The following is a 15,360-nucleotide window of genomic DNA, read 5'->3' on the forward strand; positions in this document are numbered from 1 at the left end:
GCATATTATATAACTAAAATTATAAAAATCTGCATTAAAAAGCACCTTCAAGGAGAAAATATCTTACCTCAAAGGTGCTTGCGAGTAGTGGAATATTTATTGATTTTTCTCTTCTTGGCGTTTTAAGAAATAGCCACCACCAAGTAAGCCTACAGGTACGCCGATAATTGGCGTTATAATGCTACTCAATAAAAAGACGATTAAGAATAAAAGTAATCCATTGTACCAGTTCACTTGCAAACTTAATAAATCTTCATAAGATTGTTGAATTAATTCTTTAATTTTCATAATAATGTCCTCCCACATTTTAATTATTCTTGCTGAATTTATTTTTCAAAAAAGCTTAAATCGAATGCTTAATGATACGATTGGAATGGATGAATGAAATCATCGCAAAGATGAGATATACCAGTGAATAAACGACCATGACAACAGTAATGGCAGTCGGTGCAAATTCTCCTAGCAGTTTCATAAAGGCCATTGCTGCAAATAATGCATGTAATAGGGCAACAATTAATGGTAAACCAAAGTTAAACAGAATCTTTAATGCTAACCCTTTCATCATGTCAGTATGTGTAAAACCGATACGTCTTAAGATGCGATAATTATTAATTTCATCTTCAGTTTCATCCATTTGTTTGATGTAAAAGATACAACCTGCTGCAATTAAGAATGCCAATCCTAGGAATGAAGATACAAATATCAAGATCCCTGTGCTCTCATCAATCATTTTTTTCGATTCACTTTTTAATTCGACACCCTGACTCACTTTTTTAGCCAATTTTTCAGCTTTTGATAAGTCATGATGATTTGTGATATTAAAGCCATAGTGATGTGTAATTTTATCTTTTGTTTTCAACGCATCATAATTACTAGGACTCACTTTAAGCACTGGTCCACCCATAGATGCATTCATCGGAATCACTTCACTATCGTTACGTTTATCTACATGGAAAGTGACTTCTTTCTTGCCTTTTAGCGTAATATCCTTATCTGTATGAATATCTACCATACCTTGTAAAGGCCCTTGTAAGTTGGTGATCGTCGCATGATTTCCTTTAATATTTTTATCTGCCATAACTGCTACATTAGCATTTTGCATTAAATCGCCAGTTTTGCTTTTTATAACATCATTTTTTGCAATTCCAGTATTCGAATTTTCGTAAACTTTTTCCTCATACTTAATATTATTTTGTGCTAAAACTTTTTCATATTTCTGTGCAGATTGTTCTTTTGAAAAATTAATATCTTGAGGCGTTGAAGCTTGGATATTAAAGTCAGTATTGGCTTTACTAATTGCGCCGAAACACAACACCGATACCGTCACAGCAGAAATAGTAGCAATAATCGTTAATGACATCGCATTTTTCTTCATTCGGTGCATAATTGATGACGTAAACACAACATCTGTAATCGAAACACGCCCATGTTTAGACTTTTTCAGAGATTTAAAAATGACAGATACCGAACTTCTAAAGAATAAATATGCACCCGCGACAGTTAAGAATAAAATGATAAACGGTGAAGCAAGCGTCATTGTTAACGCCTGGAACTTGCCAAACATCTCAGTAGAAATGTAATAACCTAGCACCATCATCACGATACCTAACACACCCGCAATAAGCTCTGGCACCGTAATCTTCGCCTTAGTCGCCTCCGTCTTCGTACTATCCTTCATCATTGATAAGATTGTTCGTTTTTTTAGGAAAAGGAAGTTCTGCAACATTATCAACACAAACGCTAGAACTAACATGAAGATCGTTTGAAACAAAGCAGGTAACTCGAATCCAATTGACACGTGTACTGACAAGTGCATCATCTTCACTAATATACTCAGTAAAATTTCCGAGCCTACCACACCAATAAGAATTCCTAAAAAACCAGTGACTATAAAGAAAGTCAGTTGTTCAACAGCTAACATGCGTAAAATATTGCCTCGTGTTAATCCAATCAATTGGAATAACGCAAATTCACGTGTACGACGTTTAATAAACAAATGGTTCGCGTACATTAAGAAAATAATAATGATAATGAATAAAAATACAGCACCTACTTTAGCGCCATTTTGAATAATTTTAGAGGAGCTACCGTTATTAATGCTATGGGTATACTGCAAAGTTACAAAACTAAAATATAAAATAATACTTAAAATTAACGAGAATAGATATAAAGCATAGTTTTTAATATTACTTTTTAAATTTTTAAGGGTAATTTGATTAAACGTCATTTGCGACACCACCTAAGGCTGACTGTAATTTAATAATTTCATCGTAAAAATCACGTTTTGTTTTATTCTGTTGATGAATTTCTGAATGAATATGACCGTCTTTTAACATAATGACACGTTCAGAGAAACTGGCTGCCGATGGATCATGTGTAACCATGATAATCGTACTGTTAAATTGTTTATTCATTTCTTCAAGACGATTTAATAAATCTTGTGCGCTTTTTGAATCTAATGCACCGGTAGGTTCATCTGCAAAGATAATTGAAGGCTTATGCACGAAAGCACGCGCTGCTGCTGTACGTTGTTGTTGTCCACCAGAAATCTCACTAGGATACTTATTACTTAAATCATAGATGCCTAACGCTTTTGTAATTTCTGCATAATTTTTTTCCATTTCATCTTTATTTATTTTTTGAACGGATAGAGGTAACATAATGTTCTCTTTTACCGTTAATGTAGGAAGTACGCTATAGTCTTGGAAGATGAAGCCTAGTTCTTTTTTTCGAAATTGCGCTAACTTTTTATCTGACATTTTATTAATTTCATTGCCACTGACTTCCACTGTGCCACCTGAAATATTATCAATAGAACTAATTACATTGAGCAGGGTAGTCTTACCTGATCCAGACGGCCCCATAATTGCGACAAATTCTCCTTCTTCCACTGAAAAATTGATATCATTTAATGCTTTATATTTCTGTTTACTTCCATATACTTTTGATAGATGATTCACACTTAAAATTGGCATAATGACTTACACTCCTTAATATTATTTATAATTTTTGTTTTGCTTTATCTGGAATATCTGATTTCTTCACTTCTTCATATGACTGAATAACATGAGATTTTTCTTTTACTAGTAGATAATGATTAGGTTTTAATTTTTTAGTTGCTGTATATTCAATTTTTTTAGCTTGACCATCTTTTTCATAACCTTCTTGGTCGTAGTAATAAATACGGAAATCTTTCTCTTTATCGATGACTTCAACTTTAGATGGCTTTTGAGTTTTTACATAATACTCATAAGTAGGGGCCATTGGATTTAATTTGTTCCAATCATTCACTGCTTGATTATTCGGGTGCTTATTAGAATAAGCGTTTAAGCCGAACAAACCACCCACTATAAGTACGGCAATAATGACAACAGTAATTAAAAAGTTTCTTAACGTTTTCACTATTTATCACTCCTTGTTTCTATTACATTTATAATTGTAGGAGCATGCGGGGACTGTTGCCTTTATCTAACCTTACAAAGAAGGGCTCGTTTCTTACGAATATGAAAGGTTACGCTATTTTTTTGAAAAAATAAGTAGGAAGGCACTCTTAAATGTGACATCTTGCATAGGAATCATGAGAGAGGTTTGTTACGATGAGATTACCAACGTAATGGTGAGGAGAAACTTTTATATGAGGATTTCATGGGTATTATGGTGGATTGTTAATGTGTTTTGGTTATTATGTTTAGTTGGATTTGTCTCTATGGCTATGTTTTCAGGTATAAAGACGCTTGATGAAGTTTATGGATTAATATGCATAGTTTTAGGTTTATTTTTCACTCCAATACTATGTCAGGTTGTATGGCTAATCATTAATCTAATCGTAGGACATAACTTAAAGAATACATACTTTTCAAAAGAAAAATAAAAAAATTAACGTTATAATATTTAAAAATGATTGCAACGACTTTGAAATGTAAGTGTGATAAAGTAAATTATGTTTATAAAAGATGATAGGCGGGGTTAAATTGAAAAAAGAAATAATGGAATGGGTTATAGCCATTGGAGTAGCCCTATTAGTTGTGTGGTTTGTATGGAAATTTATCGCTGTTTCTTATACAGTGTCAGGATCTTCAATGTATCCTACTTTCCAAGATAGAAATAAAGTAATCGTAAGTAAAATTTCAAAATCTTTAAATCATATTGATAACGGAGATGTCGTGGTCTTTCATGAAGACGCACAACGTGACTTTATCAAACGTGTCATCGGTACACCTGGCGATAAAGTAGAATATAAAAAAGATCAATTATACGTAAATGATAAAAAAGTATCTGAACCTTATTTAGATTACAACAAAAAGCATAAACAAGGTGAATACTTAACAGGTACATTCAAATCTAGCCAACTTGAAGGCGCTAACGGAGAAACTAAAATTCCTAAAGACAAATATTTAGTTTTAGGAGATAACAGACAAAACAGCGTAGATAGTCGTTTCCCAGAAGTTGGTTTAATCGATAAAAAACAACTTGTAGGTAAAGTTGTATTAAGATACTGGCCATTCAATGAATGGAAAGCAAGTTTTAATCCAGGCACATTTTAAAAAATAGAAAAAGTTGCTAAATACGTTAATACGTGTGTAGCAACTTTTTTATTAGAAACTATTATGAAGGGGGGGTTATAGGTATTTATTTTCAAAAATTAATAAATTAAGTTGTGAGATATTAAAATTTAATGTTTAAAAAAGTGAAATTATGTATAGATAATATTAATAATAATTTAAAGGTTGTGAACAGATTGTCTACATTTAGTGAAGATGAAAAAATTCAATTATTAGCTGATATTGTTGAAATGGATACAGTAAATGATAACGAAATCGAAGTTTGTGAATACTTAAAAGATTTATTAGAAAAACATGATATTGAATCTGAAATATTAGAAATTGAAGGCAAAAGAGCAAACTTAGTGGCTGAAATTGGAAGCGGTTCACCAGTATTAGCAATCAGCGGTCACATGGATGTCGTGGATATCGGAGAAAAAGATGAATGGTCACATGATCCTTTCGAATTAACTGAAGAAGATGGCAAATTATATGGCCGAGGTACTACTGATATGAAAGGCGGACTTATGGCCATGGTTATCGCGCTTATCGAGTTAAAAGAAGAAGATAAGTTGCCAAATGGTACAATTCGTCTATTAGCCACTACTAATGAAGAGAAAGAACAACATGGTGCTGGATACTTTGCTGAAAAAGGTTACTTAGATGACGTTGATGGCTTAATTATCGGAGAGCCAACGGATAATGCATTGTTCTATGCTCACAAAGGTTCAATGGGCTGTAGAGTCGTAGCTAAAGGTAAAGCTGCACATAGTTCTATGCCGTTCTTAGGTGAAAATGCTATCGAGTTATTAATCGAATTTATGGAAAAATTAAAAGCAGAATATAAAGAAATTAAAAAGAACGATAATGAACATGAACTTAACATTGCGCCTATGATTGATAAATTTGCTGGCGATTCAATTAGTAAAGAAGAAAAAGATTTCGCGTCTGGTCTTACTATGATTGGCTCAATCATTCAAGGTGGTAAACAGTTTAACTCTGTGCCAGAAGTAGCTTCAATTGAATATAATGTAAGAACTGTACCTGAATATGATAATGATTTTATTAAAGAATTATTTGAAAAAGTGATTAAAGAAGTAGACGAAGATCATTTGAAACTGGAAATAGCAAGTAGTCTTGATCCAGTAGTGAGTGATGAAGACAATGAGTTAATCAAAGCTATTAACGAAACAGCTGCTAATTATGTGAATAAAGACGAAATCGTTGTTAGTGCTTTAATTGGTACAACAGATGCGTCTAGTTTCTTGGGAGACAATGAAAATAACGTAGATTTAGCTGTCTTCGGTCCAGGTAAATCATTAGTAGCACACCAAATTGATGAATATATCGAAAAAGATATGTATTTAAATTATATCGATATTTATAAAGACGCCTTCGTGAAATACTTAGAAGAAAAAGAAGAATAGGCTAATATTTATAATTTAATAAAGTACATATAACTATGTTGAGAGAAAAACTGTTTAATTCGAGAGGAGAATTAAACAGTTTTTTTCTTTTTTATAAACCATTTTATAGATTAAATCTATTTAATCTTCAGTTTTTTATAAATTTTTTTGATATACGTTAATAATATATTCAATTAATATAAACAACCTTTTTTTATAGTAAATAGTGAAAAGAGGTGAAAAGATGGCATTAGAGTTAGTAAACATTAAAAAATCGTTTGATACAAAAAATGTAATTAAAGATGTGAGTTTGACAATTGAAAATGGGAAGTTCGTTTCTTTATTAGGAGAATCGGGATGTGGAAAAACGACGTTATTACGACTCATAGCAGGATTGGAAAAACCTGACTTCGGAAAAATTATACATGACGAGAATACATATTATTCTACAGAAAATAAACGTTTCATTTCTCCAGCAAATCGAGATTTAGGAATGGTATTTCAAGATTTTGCTTTATGGCCTCATATGTCCGTATTTCAAAATGTAGCCTATCCTTTAAAAGTAAAGAAAGATACTAAGAATTTAAAAAATCGCGTCATGGAGGCATTAAAAGAAGTTCATCTAGAAGAACACTGGAATAAAGCGATTCATCAGTTATCTGGTGGACAACAACAACGTGTCTCATTAGCACGTGCGATTATCTCGCAGTCGAAATTAATCTTAATGGATGAACCTCTTTCTGCTCTTGATGCAACTTTAAGAGAAGATATGCAAATACTCATAAAACGATTAGTTAAAGAAAACGACATGACAGCTATATTTGTGACCCATGATCAAAATGAAGCCATGACGATGTCTGATGAAATTATCGTACTATCTCAAGGTCAAATTATTCAAAAAGGTTCACCAGAAAATCTATATTATCATCCAAAATCTAAAAAAATCGCTACTTTTATTGGAAAAGGTACATACATTGAAGGAATGATAGATAATCAATATTTCAAAACAATGGATGATTTTAAATTTGAGGTTCCTAATTCACTTAAAAGTGGCAAATGTGGCGCACTTATACGTCCAGAAAATGTTTGTATTTCAGAAAATGAAAAATCGCTACAAGCTACAATAGAAAACGTTCAATTTACAGGGGAACGTTATCAATATTTAGCCCGTATAAATAATACAAAAGTTACGTTTTACGATATTAAATCTTATGCAAAAGATACACAAGTTAATTTAGAGTTTAATATTCCAGAAAATTATTTTATTTATTCAAATTCGGAGGAGAATAAAGATGAAGCACTTTACTAAATATCTGTTTTTACTACTTGCATTAGTTGTCGTTCTAGCCGCTTGTCAAAATAAACCTGAAAATAATGATAGTAGCCATGATAAATCAAAGGCCTCTAGTAAAGGTAAAGATAAACTTGTTTTATATGCAGCTGGACCCGACAATTTAGTTAAAGATATGGTCAAAGAGTTCGAAAAAGAATCAGGGAAAAAAGTTGAAGTTTTCCAGGGCACAACAGGTGAGGTGTTAGGACGTCTAGAAGCTGAAAAAGATAACCCAAAAGCTGATGTAGTACAGCTTGCTTCTTTACCTGCAGCATTAGATTACAAAAAGAAAGGTTTAATTGAACCATATAAAGTTAAAAACCACAACAAGTTATATAAAGACTGGATTGATAAAGACGGTTATTATTATGGATTTAGCGGTAGTGCTTTAGGTATGTCTTATAATACTAAAAATGTTAAAAATCCTCCTAAAGATGATAACGATTTAACTAAGTCTCAATTTAAAGACAAAATTGCAATACCTGACCCATCTGAATCTGGTACAGCTTTGGATTTATTATCTATTAAAGTAAATAATGAAGGAAATAAAGCATGGGATGAATACAAAGCGTTAAAAAACAATGGAATGAAATTAGCAGGGGCTAATAAACCTGCATTAGAATCAGTGATTAAAGGTGAAAACGACGTTGTATATGGTGGGGTAGATTATATGGTTTATGCAGCTAAAGCTAAAGGAGAACCAGTTGATATTGCTTATCCTAAATCAGGTACAGCTATATCTCCAAGACCTGCATTTATTTTAAAATCTTCATCTCATAAAGAATTAGCAAAACAATATATGGATTATGTAACAGGTTCAAAAGGACAAAAACAAGTAGACGATCATTATTTAATTCCAGCAGATAAATCAGCAGAAAAGAAAAAAGGTAAAGCAAAACGTGCAGATATTAAAGAATTTAAATATGATTGGAATAATTTAAGCGATAAAAGTGAAAAAGTATTAAAACAATTTACGGAATTGATGAGATAGAATGAATAGCAAATTAATAAATAGATTTAACCAGATTTTAGCATTTATTATATTATTTCTGTTAATCATCATGCCTTTATGTCTAATACTGTTGAAAGGCTTTGTTCCAGAAGGTGGTCAAACATTTTTTGATCACCTTAAACAACTGGGACAACCGTACCATTTGAAGATATTATTGAATTCCATTTTTCTAGGTATTTCGGTGGTCATTTTATGTACGCTCATTGCACTTCCTTTGAGCTATATTATGACTAAAACGACATTAGCAAGACACCAATGGCTAGACTTATTAATTATGATTCCATTTATGACGCCTCCCTATATTGGATCAATGGGATGGATGCTTACGATGCCACGAAATGGGTTACTGGAACAAATTAGCCCTATTTTCTCTCATATTACGCCTTATTTTTTCAGTTTTTTTGGAATGGTACTCATTATGAGCTGTCACTTGACGCCATTTTTATATATTATTTTGAAAAATGCGCTTATGAATATTCATCAGTCTCAAGAAGAAGCGGCTGAAATTTACGGTGGAACATTTTTTTATCGCTTTAAAAAAATTATCGCGCCATTATTCATCTCGGGTTATAGCATGGGCGCCCTATTAATATTTGTGAAAACAATAGGAGAATTTGGCACACCAGTTACAATGGGCAATCGCATAGGATTTAAAGTACTCACTTCTGAAATTCATCATAGCGCCTCAATATGGCCAATTGATTTTCAAAGAGCAGCGTTATTATCAACATTATTATTAGCTGTCAGTATGTCAGTGTGGGCCTTTCAACAATGGTTTCAGTCTAAAACAAATATCAATTCTAGTGCTGGCAAGGGCAGAAAAATTAAAATTTATCAAAATAGTAAATGGAATATATTATGTTACGCATATGTGATTTGTGAATTGATTATAACGATTGTTTTACCTTATGCAAGCATCTTTGCTAATGCATTTATGAAAAAGATGTCGCAAGGATTTCATTTAAATAATTTTACCATTCAACATTTTATCGATGTTTTATCAGGCAATGGAAGTATCGCACTGTTTAATAGCTTTTTATTGGCAGTAATATCAGCTACATTAGCTAGTTTAATTGGATTATGGGTGGTACTGATTACAGAAAAAGGAAATACTTTAGGTCGATTTATAGATTTTACAAGTTTATTACCTAATACTGTACTAGGAATTATTGTAGTGATAGGTCTAATTCTTTTTTGGAATAATAAATACAATGTCTTACCTATATACAATACTATCGCCATCTTAGCTGTAGCTTATACCGTGCTTTATATACCATATGCAGTTCAAAATATTAAAACAGTAAATCAACAAATCAGTAAAAATTTGATTGAAGCTGCACAAATATCTGGGAGTAAGGGATGGACGTTGTTTAGAACCATTACCTTACCATTATTAACTCCTGGTATTCTTTCAGGCTGGATTCTAATATTTTGTATTTCGATGAGAGAGCTTGTTGCTTCCTTAATGTTGAGACCACCTAATACAGATACGTCTTCTACATTCATTTATCGTCAATTTGAACAAGGTGATTCTGCACAAGGTATGGCCATGGCGCTGTTATCTATAGGATTAACTTCTATTATTTTAATGATGCTTGAAATATATCAAAGAAAGAGAAAACAAATTAAATAAGGAGGTACAATGTTGTTGGAAAACAGAATTTTAGCTATTTCTGATATTCACGGCCACGTAGACTCCTTATCACAATTGCTAGAGTCCGCGAATTATAACTCAAAAAATGATCAACTTATATTAGTTGGTGATTATGTTAATAAAGGTCCTAACTCAATAGGCACTTTAAAATTAGTTAAGCAATTACAAGAAGAAGGGGCCGTTGTGTTAATTGGTAATCATGAAATGAGATGGTTGGAAAGTGATGAGGAGTGGGCTTTAGAGTGGCGCCGTTTTATTGAAGAATTGCCATATATTAAAACACTAGATAATTATATTTTCGCGCATGCAGGCATTGATACTAACAATGATTTACAACATCAAGATCGCAGTATTGTGACTGGACATCAACCTAAAGAATTAAATTTAAATTTACCTGAAAATAAAGTTTTAGTTCATGGTCATGTACCGAATTTTAGGCTTGGCTATGAGGATGACGAAATTCATTTTGAAAATAAAATCATAGGCATAGACACTGGCGCAGGCCATGATAAATATTTAACATTAGTAGATTTAACAAATGAAATAAAATATTCAATTGATGTCTTAGATGAAAATAAAGAAGTAGTTATTAAAAAATTGAATGAAAAGTTATAAGAAAACTTGATTTGGGGGCGAGATCATAAGCCTGTATAATATAAATGTAATGTGGCGATAGTTAATATTTAAGAAGGAGTTTAAATAAATGGGCAATAAGAAGATAAATGAAGAGCCAGTTTGGTGTAAAACGCTTAATTATATTTCAAATTTATTTATTTTCTTAGGTTTGATAAGTTTAATTCTTATTCCTTTTCTTAATGTAATGAAAAATATTGTGCCTGTGTTATTTATGGCAGGTTTTTTACTTAATATTATTCCCAATATTTATAAGAAAAACTATTTCATTGTATATATAGATATATTTATCTTTGTTCTAATAATAATTATTAAAGTAGTCATGTAATTATTAAACTGTCAAAGGTAGGTGCTATTATTGAAAAAAGAAAAACGTAGAGGTTTCTTTCGTGAAATGGGATTTGAAATTATTACAGAAGTTATTGGTAGACTTGTGGTAGGAATGATTTACTTTTTTGTACGTGTCATCAAAAACATCAGTTAGCACACAGTTTATTTCTCTTTGCTTTTCTTTATTATAAAAATAATAGCAAGTACTGTAGACGTACCATTGATACATAAATAAGAGAGTATCCCTCATTTTCGTAGGGATACTCTTTTATTTATTAAATGAATTATCGACCATTAAAACTATTTAAATTTATTTTTAATAAACATAAAACTACCTATAAAGTTTATTAATAAAATATTTTAATTTTTTGTAGAAAGCAATACAAATAAAATGATATAATTTTTAAAGATTATGAAATTTAATATTGGGAGGTAACATTATGCATTGTCCAAATTGTGGAAATCCGGTTGAGTCTAATGACTTATTTTGCGGAGAATGCGGACATAAAATTGACAGACAATCTCAAACCGTAAACTCTGCCAAAGAAGACATTTCTAATGCAACTTCAAATTCTACGTCTAAGACAACCAATGAATCACATTCAGACGCTAATCATGCGCCATCACAAATGTCATCTAAAGAAATATATTCAAGAAAAGGTAATTTACATTCTGAACAAGATAATCATTCAGCTTCTCTTGAAAAATCCCCACAACATGATAATCAACAAAAGACTCCGCAGGCTAATCAACCAAGTAATTCAAAACATCAACAACAATCTCACACACAAACATCTTCTACATATCAGAATGACAGCCATCAACAACAACCTGCGCATCATCAATCAAATCAACAACAAAATCAATTGAGTGAACATGCTAAAGAAGTTACAGAAGAAAGTAAAGGTTTCTTTAAAAGTGCCTTTGTTGCACCAGACCAAATAATTAAAAGTAATCATGCCTTTAGTTTTAAATTATTATTATCACTTTTAGTTATTGGCTTTTTAGTGGTAGCTATCTTGCTCGGTACGATTATTCCAGATGAAATCTATCAATTAGGAACATCTAAAGGAAGCTTTGTTTCATCTCTTGTACTTGGTATTATTCTATTTTTAGCAGTCATTGTAGGGGCTACTTACGCAATTACTCGTTTAGTGGTCAAACAACCTATTTCATTTAGAAAAGTACTATCAGATTATGTGCTTATTAACAGTGTGACTGTAGCACTTTTCGTCGTTGTATTTATTTTATTCATGGTAAATTCATATAGCTTTGGTACTGGCGTCTTTATGCTATCTCTATTTTTATTTGTGATATCAGGCGTTTATATGATTGCTAAGTATAGTGCTCAGTATGATACTAAATTTTCTAGTTTTTACGGAATTATTTTATTTTTAATCATTATCTTCTTATTTACTAGCATTTTTGGAGAGTCATTATTTAACCAATTATTTAGAAACTTATTAGAAAGATTAGGAGACATATTTGATGGGGGAGGCTCAATGTATTAATGAAGTATTGTAGTAACTGTGGTCAACCACTACGTGAAGGTGTAAAAGTTTGTACTAATTGTGGAGAACCAGTTCGTGGAGCTAAGCAACATTCATCACAGACTCATTCAACGCAACACTCGCCACATCAACACCATCAAAAAGGGTCTCAACAATATAACAATAATAAAAAAACATGGATTATTTTAGCAATCATTGCCGTAGTTCTTATTGCTTTAATAGTTTTATTTTCAATTCTAAAAAGCCAATTTTCACCTGAAAAACAAGCATCAACTATAGCACAGTCAATAAAAAAAGATGATGCAAAGTCATTGTCTAACAAGTTAACAACAGAAGAAGGAAATCAGTTGAGTGAAGAAGAAGCACGTGCTTATTTAGATTATATTAAATCTGAAGATAATTTAGACAATGTAGGTAACAAAGTAGAACAAAAAGCGAAGGATTTAAAACATTATCATTATAATGACGTACCGGTCGATGCTAACGGCAACAATGTACTTAACATCAAAAAAGATGGTAAGAAGTACCTGTTCTTCGATAACTATCAATTCAATGTACCTCAACATTCAGTAAGTATCTATCCAAGTGATAGTGGAAAAATAACTTATGAATTAAACGGTGAAAAACACAATACTGAGGTCGAGCAAGATAGAAGTAAAACACTGGGCACATTTCCAATTGGTAATTATAATTTGAAAGCTACCAAAGAAATGGATGGTAAAAAATTTAAAGGTGCGCTCATGATTGATATGGGCAAAGATGCTTCTACTGCATATGAATCATTTAAACAAAAACGTTTCACTGTTAATATTGACGGAGACTCTATGTTAGATAATGTGAAAGTTTATGCCAATGATAAAGAAATTGGAGATGAATCATCATATGATACATATGGTCCTTATGATCCAGATGAACAAGTAACTGTATATGCACAAGGAACTTATGAAGGTAAATCATTTAGATCTAATTCTGTTAATGTGACAAATCCTACTGATGAAGACAATGACGTAACGACAGTTGATTTATCATTCGATGAAGATGAAATTGATAACTATATTGATGAAAAAGATAAAGCATCTGAAGAAGATGAAGATAACGACTCTAGTTCAGAAGAAGTAACGCGTGATAATGTTATTGATAAAGTAGAATCTTATGAAGGTCACACATTAGATACTGATACGTATACCTATAAAGAACCTGAAATAACAGACGATGGTAAATGGGGATTCTCATTTACAGATAAAGATGGTGAGTTAGCAGGCTCATACACTGTAGATAGAGACGACGGTTATGTAACAGAATATGATGAACATGGCGATAAAGTTGGTTCAGGATATTAGAATATATAACTAATTAAATATAATTTAGAAGTGGAAAAGCAAATCTATAAAATAGATAGCTATTCCACTTTTTTATTTTTTAGAAGATTTAATATATTGAAATTTAAAGTGAATTATATGAGAAAATAAGATAATCAGTCGGCGTTGTAGCAATTCACTCGAGGTGACGGGTTTCCATATCCTCTTTAGTAGCGGTTTTTATTAATATTTCAAACAATCAATGACGTAGAATAGAATTTGATTTCAAATAAAATATTAAGACCATTAATATCAATTGGAAGTTAATAGCAACCTTAATATTTGGTTGAGTTAGGTGATAGCCGTTTTCTTCTATCTATATTTAAATTCATAATTTGTAAGAATAAATCTAGTAAACTTACAATAATACAAATTCATCCTTTTACTTTCTGTTAATTCTCACAATCCGCTTTCATTAGTTTGTTGATTAATAGTACCTCCCCTTATAATTCATCAATAATATTTATACAAAGCCCCTACGATATAATTTATTCGTTGTACATCCCATGCAAAAAATATTTAAATTTTGATAAAAATATTACTTTAAAATTATTAAATGATATACTATAAATCGAAATAGTTAATTATTTTGTACTTTAATAAAATTAACTATTTTTACGTTTTACATAATATTTTAAAAAATACTCGGGAGGCTATACTAATGAAAAAGCTTTTAGCATTTTTATTTGCAGCAACATTGGTACTAGGTGCATGTAGTTTTGGTGGTAACTCATCTGATAAGTCATCAGATAGTGATTCATCAAAAAATTCTTCAGAAAGCACAAAGAAAGATTCTAGCGACAATTCGTCTTCAGATAGTGAAGAATCTAGTGACACAGATTCTGTAAAAGTAGATTCATCTTCTGATGACAAGAAAAAATCTGACTCAAAATTTGAAAATGATACTTTAACAAGTAAAAACTTTGATATTAAAATTGAAAAAACAGAAATCGTCGAAGCTAGCAAATATGCGACAGATGAAAATCCTAACCTTGCAATTGTTTATAGCGTAAAAAATAAAGATGACAGAAAAGAATTAACTGCAAACAGTGCATTCTTCAGTAGTTTCAAAGCATATCAAGATTCTAAAAACGTCAAAAGAGAATTAAAAACTGGGGACGGTTATGACAGTGAATTAGATAGAAAATATGGTGAAAACGACACTGATGAAATCAATAAAGGTGGTACAGTTAAAGCTGTTAAATTCTTTAAATTAAAAGATACTAAAACACCTGTAACTATCCAAGTTAAAGATCCAGACGACTATAGCAATGATCATCTAGCTAAAAAAGTTATCGAACTTAAATAACATTCGCTCATTTAACGAGTCTTTGGCAAAAATAATATTATAAAGCTACATTGCAAATGTACAGTAACTGACTGAACTGGGAAGGTATTTAATTAAGCTTTTCTGAGTTCTATTCATCATTGCAGGGCTAGGAAGAATTTGAAAAGAATTTTCTCCTAGCCCTATTTGTATTGAACAGTAATATATAGCCATTGAAAATGATAAGTTTACCGGTTCTTATCATCTTTTTTTAATTTTTATTATATGCGTAATAACACAGTTAATCATTTACTT

Annotated in this window: 16 protein-coding genes; 12 read left to right on the plus strand and 4 right to left on the minus strand. The window is 31.3% G+C overall.

Annotation, left to right across the window (positions count from 1 at the left end):
- Positions 1-96: 96 nt before the first annotated feature.
- From CD127_RS08840 to CD127_RS08855, 4 genes are read right to left on the minus strand one after another with little or no spacing between them, the layout of a single operon-like run.
- Entirely contained in the window at positions 97-288 is a 192-nt protein-coding gene (locus CD127_RS08840; protein WP_103366438.1) for a VraH family peptide resistance protein, read from the minus strand.
- 55 nt (positions 289-343) lie between these two features.
- Positions 344-2,227 (minus strand): FtsX-like permease family protein, encoded by a 1,884-nt coding sequence (locus tag CD127_RS08845; protein WP_103366439.1) that lies wholly within the window; start codon positions 2,225-2,227, stop codon positions 344-346.
- Positions 2,217-2,975 (minus strand): ABC transporter ATP-binding protein, encoded by a 759-nt coding sequence (locus CD127_RS08850; protein ID WP_103366440.1) that lies wholly within the window; start codon positions 2,973-2,975, stop codon positions 2,217-2,219. The genes CD127_RS08845 and CD127_RS08850 overlap by 11 nt, the downstream gene beginning before the upstream one ends.
- Before the next feature lie 25 nt (positions 2,976-3,000).
- Positions 3,001-3,402: a YxeA family protein gene (locus CD127_RS08855; protein WP_103366441.1), complete on the minus strand. Its 402-nt coding sequence runs from the start codon at positions 3,400-3,402 to the stop codon at positions 3,001-3,003.
- Positions 3,403-3,634: 232 nt separating this feature from the next.
- On the opposite strand from CD127_RS08855, the gene CD127_RS08860 reads away from it, so the two are divergent.
- From CD127_RS08860 to CD127_RS08910, 12 genes are all read left to right on the plus strand, one after another.
- On the plus strand, positions 3,635-3,871 hold the full coding sequence (locus CD127_RS08860; RefSeq protein WP_103366442.1) for a hypothetical protein: 237 nt from the start codon (positions 3,635-3,637) through the stop codon (positions 3,869-3,871).
- 100 nt (positions 3,872-3,971) lie between these two features.
- Complete coding sequence (gene lepB, locus CD127_RS08865; protein ID WP_103297303.1) at positions 3,972-4,544, plus strand: signal peptidase I; 573 nt, start codon at positions 3,972-3,974, stop codon at positions 4,542-4,544.
- Between the two features lie 194 nt (positions 4,545-4,738).
- Positions 4,739-5,968 carry an ArgE/DapE family deacylase gene (locus tag CD127_RS08870; protein WP_103366443.1) on the plus strand — a complete coding sequence of 410 codons (1,230 nt, stop codon included), beginning with the start codon at positions 4,739-4,741 and terminating at the stop codon, positions 5,966-5,968.
- A gap of 223 nt (positions 5,969-6,191) precedes the next feature.
- Positions 6,192-7,256 carry an ABC transporter ATP-binding protein gene (locus CD127_RS08875; protein WP_103366444.1) on the plus strand — a complete coding sequence of 355 codons (1,065 nt, stop codon included), beginning with the start codon at positions 6,192-6,194 and terminating at the stop codon, positions 7,254-7,256.
- On the plus strand, positions 7,240-8,271 hold the full coding sequence (locus CD127_RS08880; RefSeq protein WP_103366445.1) for an ABC transporter substrate-binding protein: 1,032 nt from the start codon (positions 7,240-7,242) through the stop codon (positions 8,269-8,271). The genes CD127_RS08875 and CD127_RS08880 overlap by 17 nt, the downstream gene beginning before the upstream one ends.
- A 1-nt stretch (position 8,272) precedes the next feature.
- Entirely contained in the window at positions 8,273-9,925 is a 1,653-nt protein-coding gene (locus CD127_RS08885; protein ID WP_103366446.1) for an ABC transporter permease, read from the plus strand.
- Between the two features lie 15 nt (positions 9,926-9,940).
- Positions 9,941-10,561 (plus strand): metallophosphoesterase, encoded by a 621-nt coding sequence (locus tag CD127_RS08890; RefSeq protein WP_103366447.1) that lies wholly within the window; start codon positions 9,941-9,943, stop codon positions 10,559-10,561.
- A gap of 88 nt (positions 10,562-10,649) precedes the next feature.
- On the plus strand, positions 10,650-10,907 hold the full coding sequence (locus CD127_RS08895) for a hypothetical protein (protein WP_103366448.1): 258 nt from the start codon (positions 10,650-10,652) through the stop codon (positions 10,905-10,907).
- Positions 10,908-10,937: 30 nt separating this feature from the next.
- A complete protein-coding gene (locus CD127_RS12935; RefSeq protein WP_268927806.1) occupies positions 10,938-11,063 on the plus strand; it encodes a hypothetical protein in 126 nt (41 codons plus the stop codon).
- A gap of 286 nt (positions 11,064-11,349) precedes the next feature.
- Positions 11,350-12,420, plus strand: a complete 1,071-nt coding sequence (locus CD127_RS08900; protein ID WP_103366449.1) for a zinc-ribbon domain-containing protein — start codon at positions 11,350-11,352, stop codon at positions 12,418-12,420.
- Entirely contained in the window at positions 12,420-13,760 is a 1,341-nt protein-coding gene (locus tag CD127_RS08905) for a zinc ribbon domain-containing protein (protein ID WP_103366450.1), read from the plus strand. The genes CD127_RS08900 and CD127_RS08905 overlap by 1 nt, the downstream gene beginning before the upstream one ends.
- A 679-nt stretch (positions 13,761-14,439) precedes the next feature.
- Positions 14,440-15,087 carry a DUF5067 domain-containing protein gene (locus tag CD127_RS08910; protein WP_103298185.1) on the plus strand — a complete coding sequence of 216 codons (648 nt, stop codon included), beginning with the start codon at positions 14,440-14,442 and terminating at the stop codon, positions 15,085-15,087.
- Positions 15,088-15,360 lie beyond the last annotated feature (273 nt).

Source organism: Staphylococcus petrasii (genome assembly GCF_002902565.1).
GTDB classification, from domain to species: Bacteria; Bacillota; Bacilli; order Staphylococcales; family Staphylococcaceae; genus Staphylococcus; species Staphylococcus petrasii.

Excerpts from the sequence above, each read along its gene's own strand:
- CD127_RS08840 (WP_103366438.1), bottom strand. The coding sequence starts at position 288 with ATGAAAATTAAAGAATTAATTCAACAATCTTATGAAGATTTATTAAGT.
- CD127_RS08845 (WP_103366439.1), bottom strand. The coding sequence starts at position 2,227 with ATGACGTTTAATCAAATTACCCTTAAAAATTTAAAAAGTAATATTAAA.
- CD127_RS08850 (WP_103366440.1), bottom strand. The coding sequence starts at position 2,975 with ATGCCAATTTTAAGTGTGAATCATCTATCAAAAGTATATGGAAGTAAA.
- CD127_RS08860 (WP_103366442.1), top strand. The coding sequence starts at position 3,635 with ATGAGGATTTCATGGGTATTATGGTGGATTGTTAATGTGTTTTGGTTA.
- CD127_RS08875 (WP_103366444.1), top strand. The coding sequence starts at position 6,192 with ATGGCATTAGAGTTAGTAAACATTAAAAAATCGTTTGATACAAAAAAT.
- CD127_RS08880 (WP_103366445.1), top strand. The coding sequence starts at position 7,240 with ATGAAGCACTTTACTAAATATCTGTTTTTACTACTTGCATTAGTTGTC.
- CD127_RS08885 (WP_103366446.1), top strand. The coding sequence starts at position 8,273 with ATGAATAGCAAATTAATAAATAGATTTAACCAGATTTTAGCATTTATT.
- CD127_RS08895 (WP_103366448.1), top strand. The coding sequence starts at position 10,650 with ATGGGCAATAAGAAGATAAATGAAGAGCCAGTTTGGTGTAAAACGCTT.
- CD127_RS08900 (WP_103366449.1), top strand. The coding sequence starts at position 11,350 with ATGCATTGTCCAAATTGTGGAAATCCGGTTGAGTCTAATGACTTATTT.
- CD127_RS08905 (WP_103366450.1), top strand. The coding sequence starts at position 12,420 with ATGAAGTATTGTAGTAACTGTGGTCAACCACTACGTGAAGGTGTAAAA.
- CD127_RS08910 (WP_103298185.1), top strand. The coding sequence starts at position 14,440 with ATGAAAAAGCTTTTAGCATTTTTATTTGCAGCAACATTGGTACTAGGT.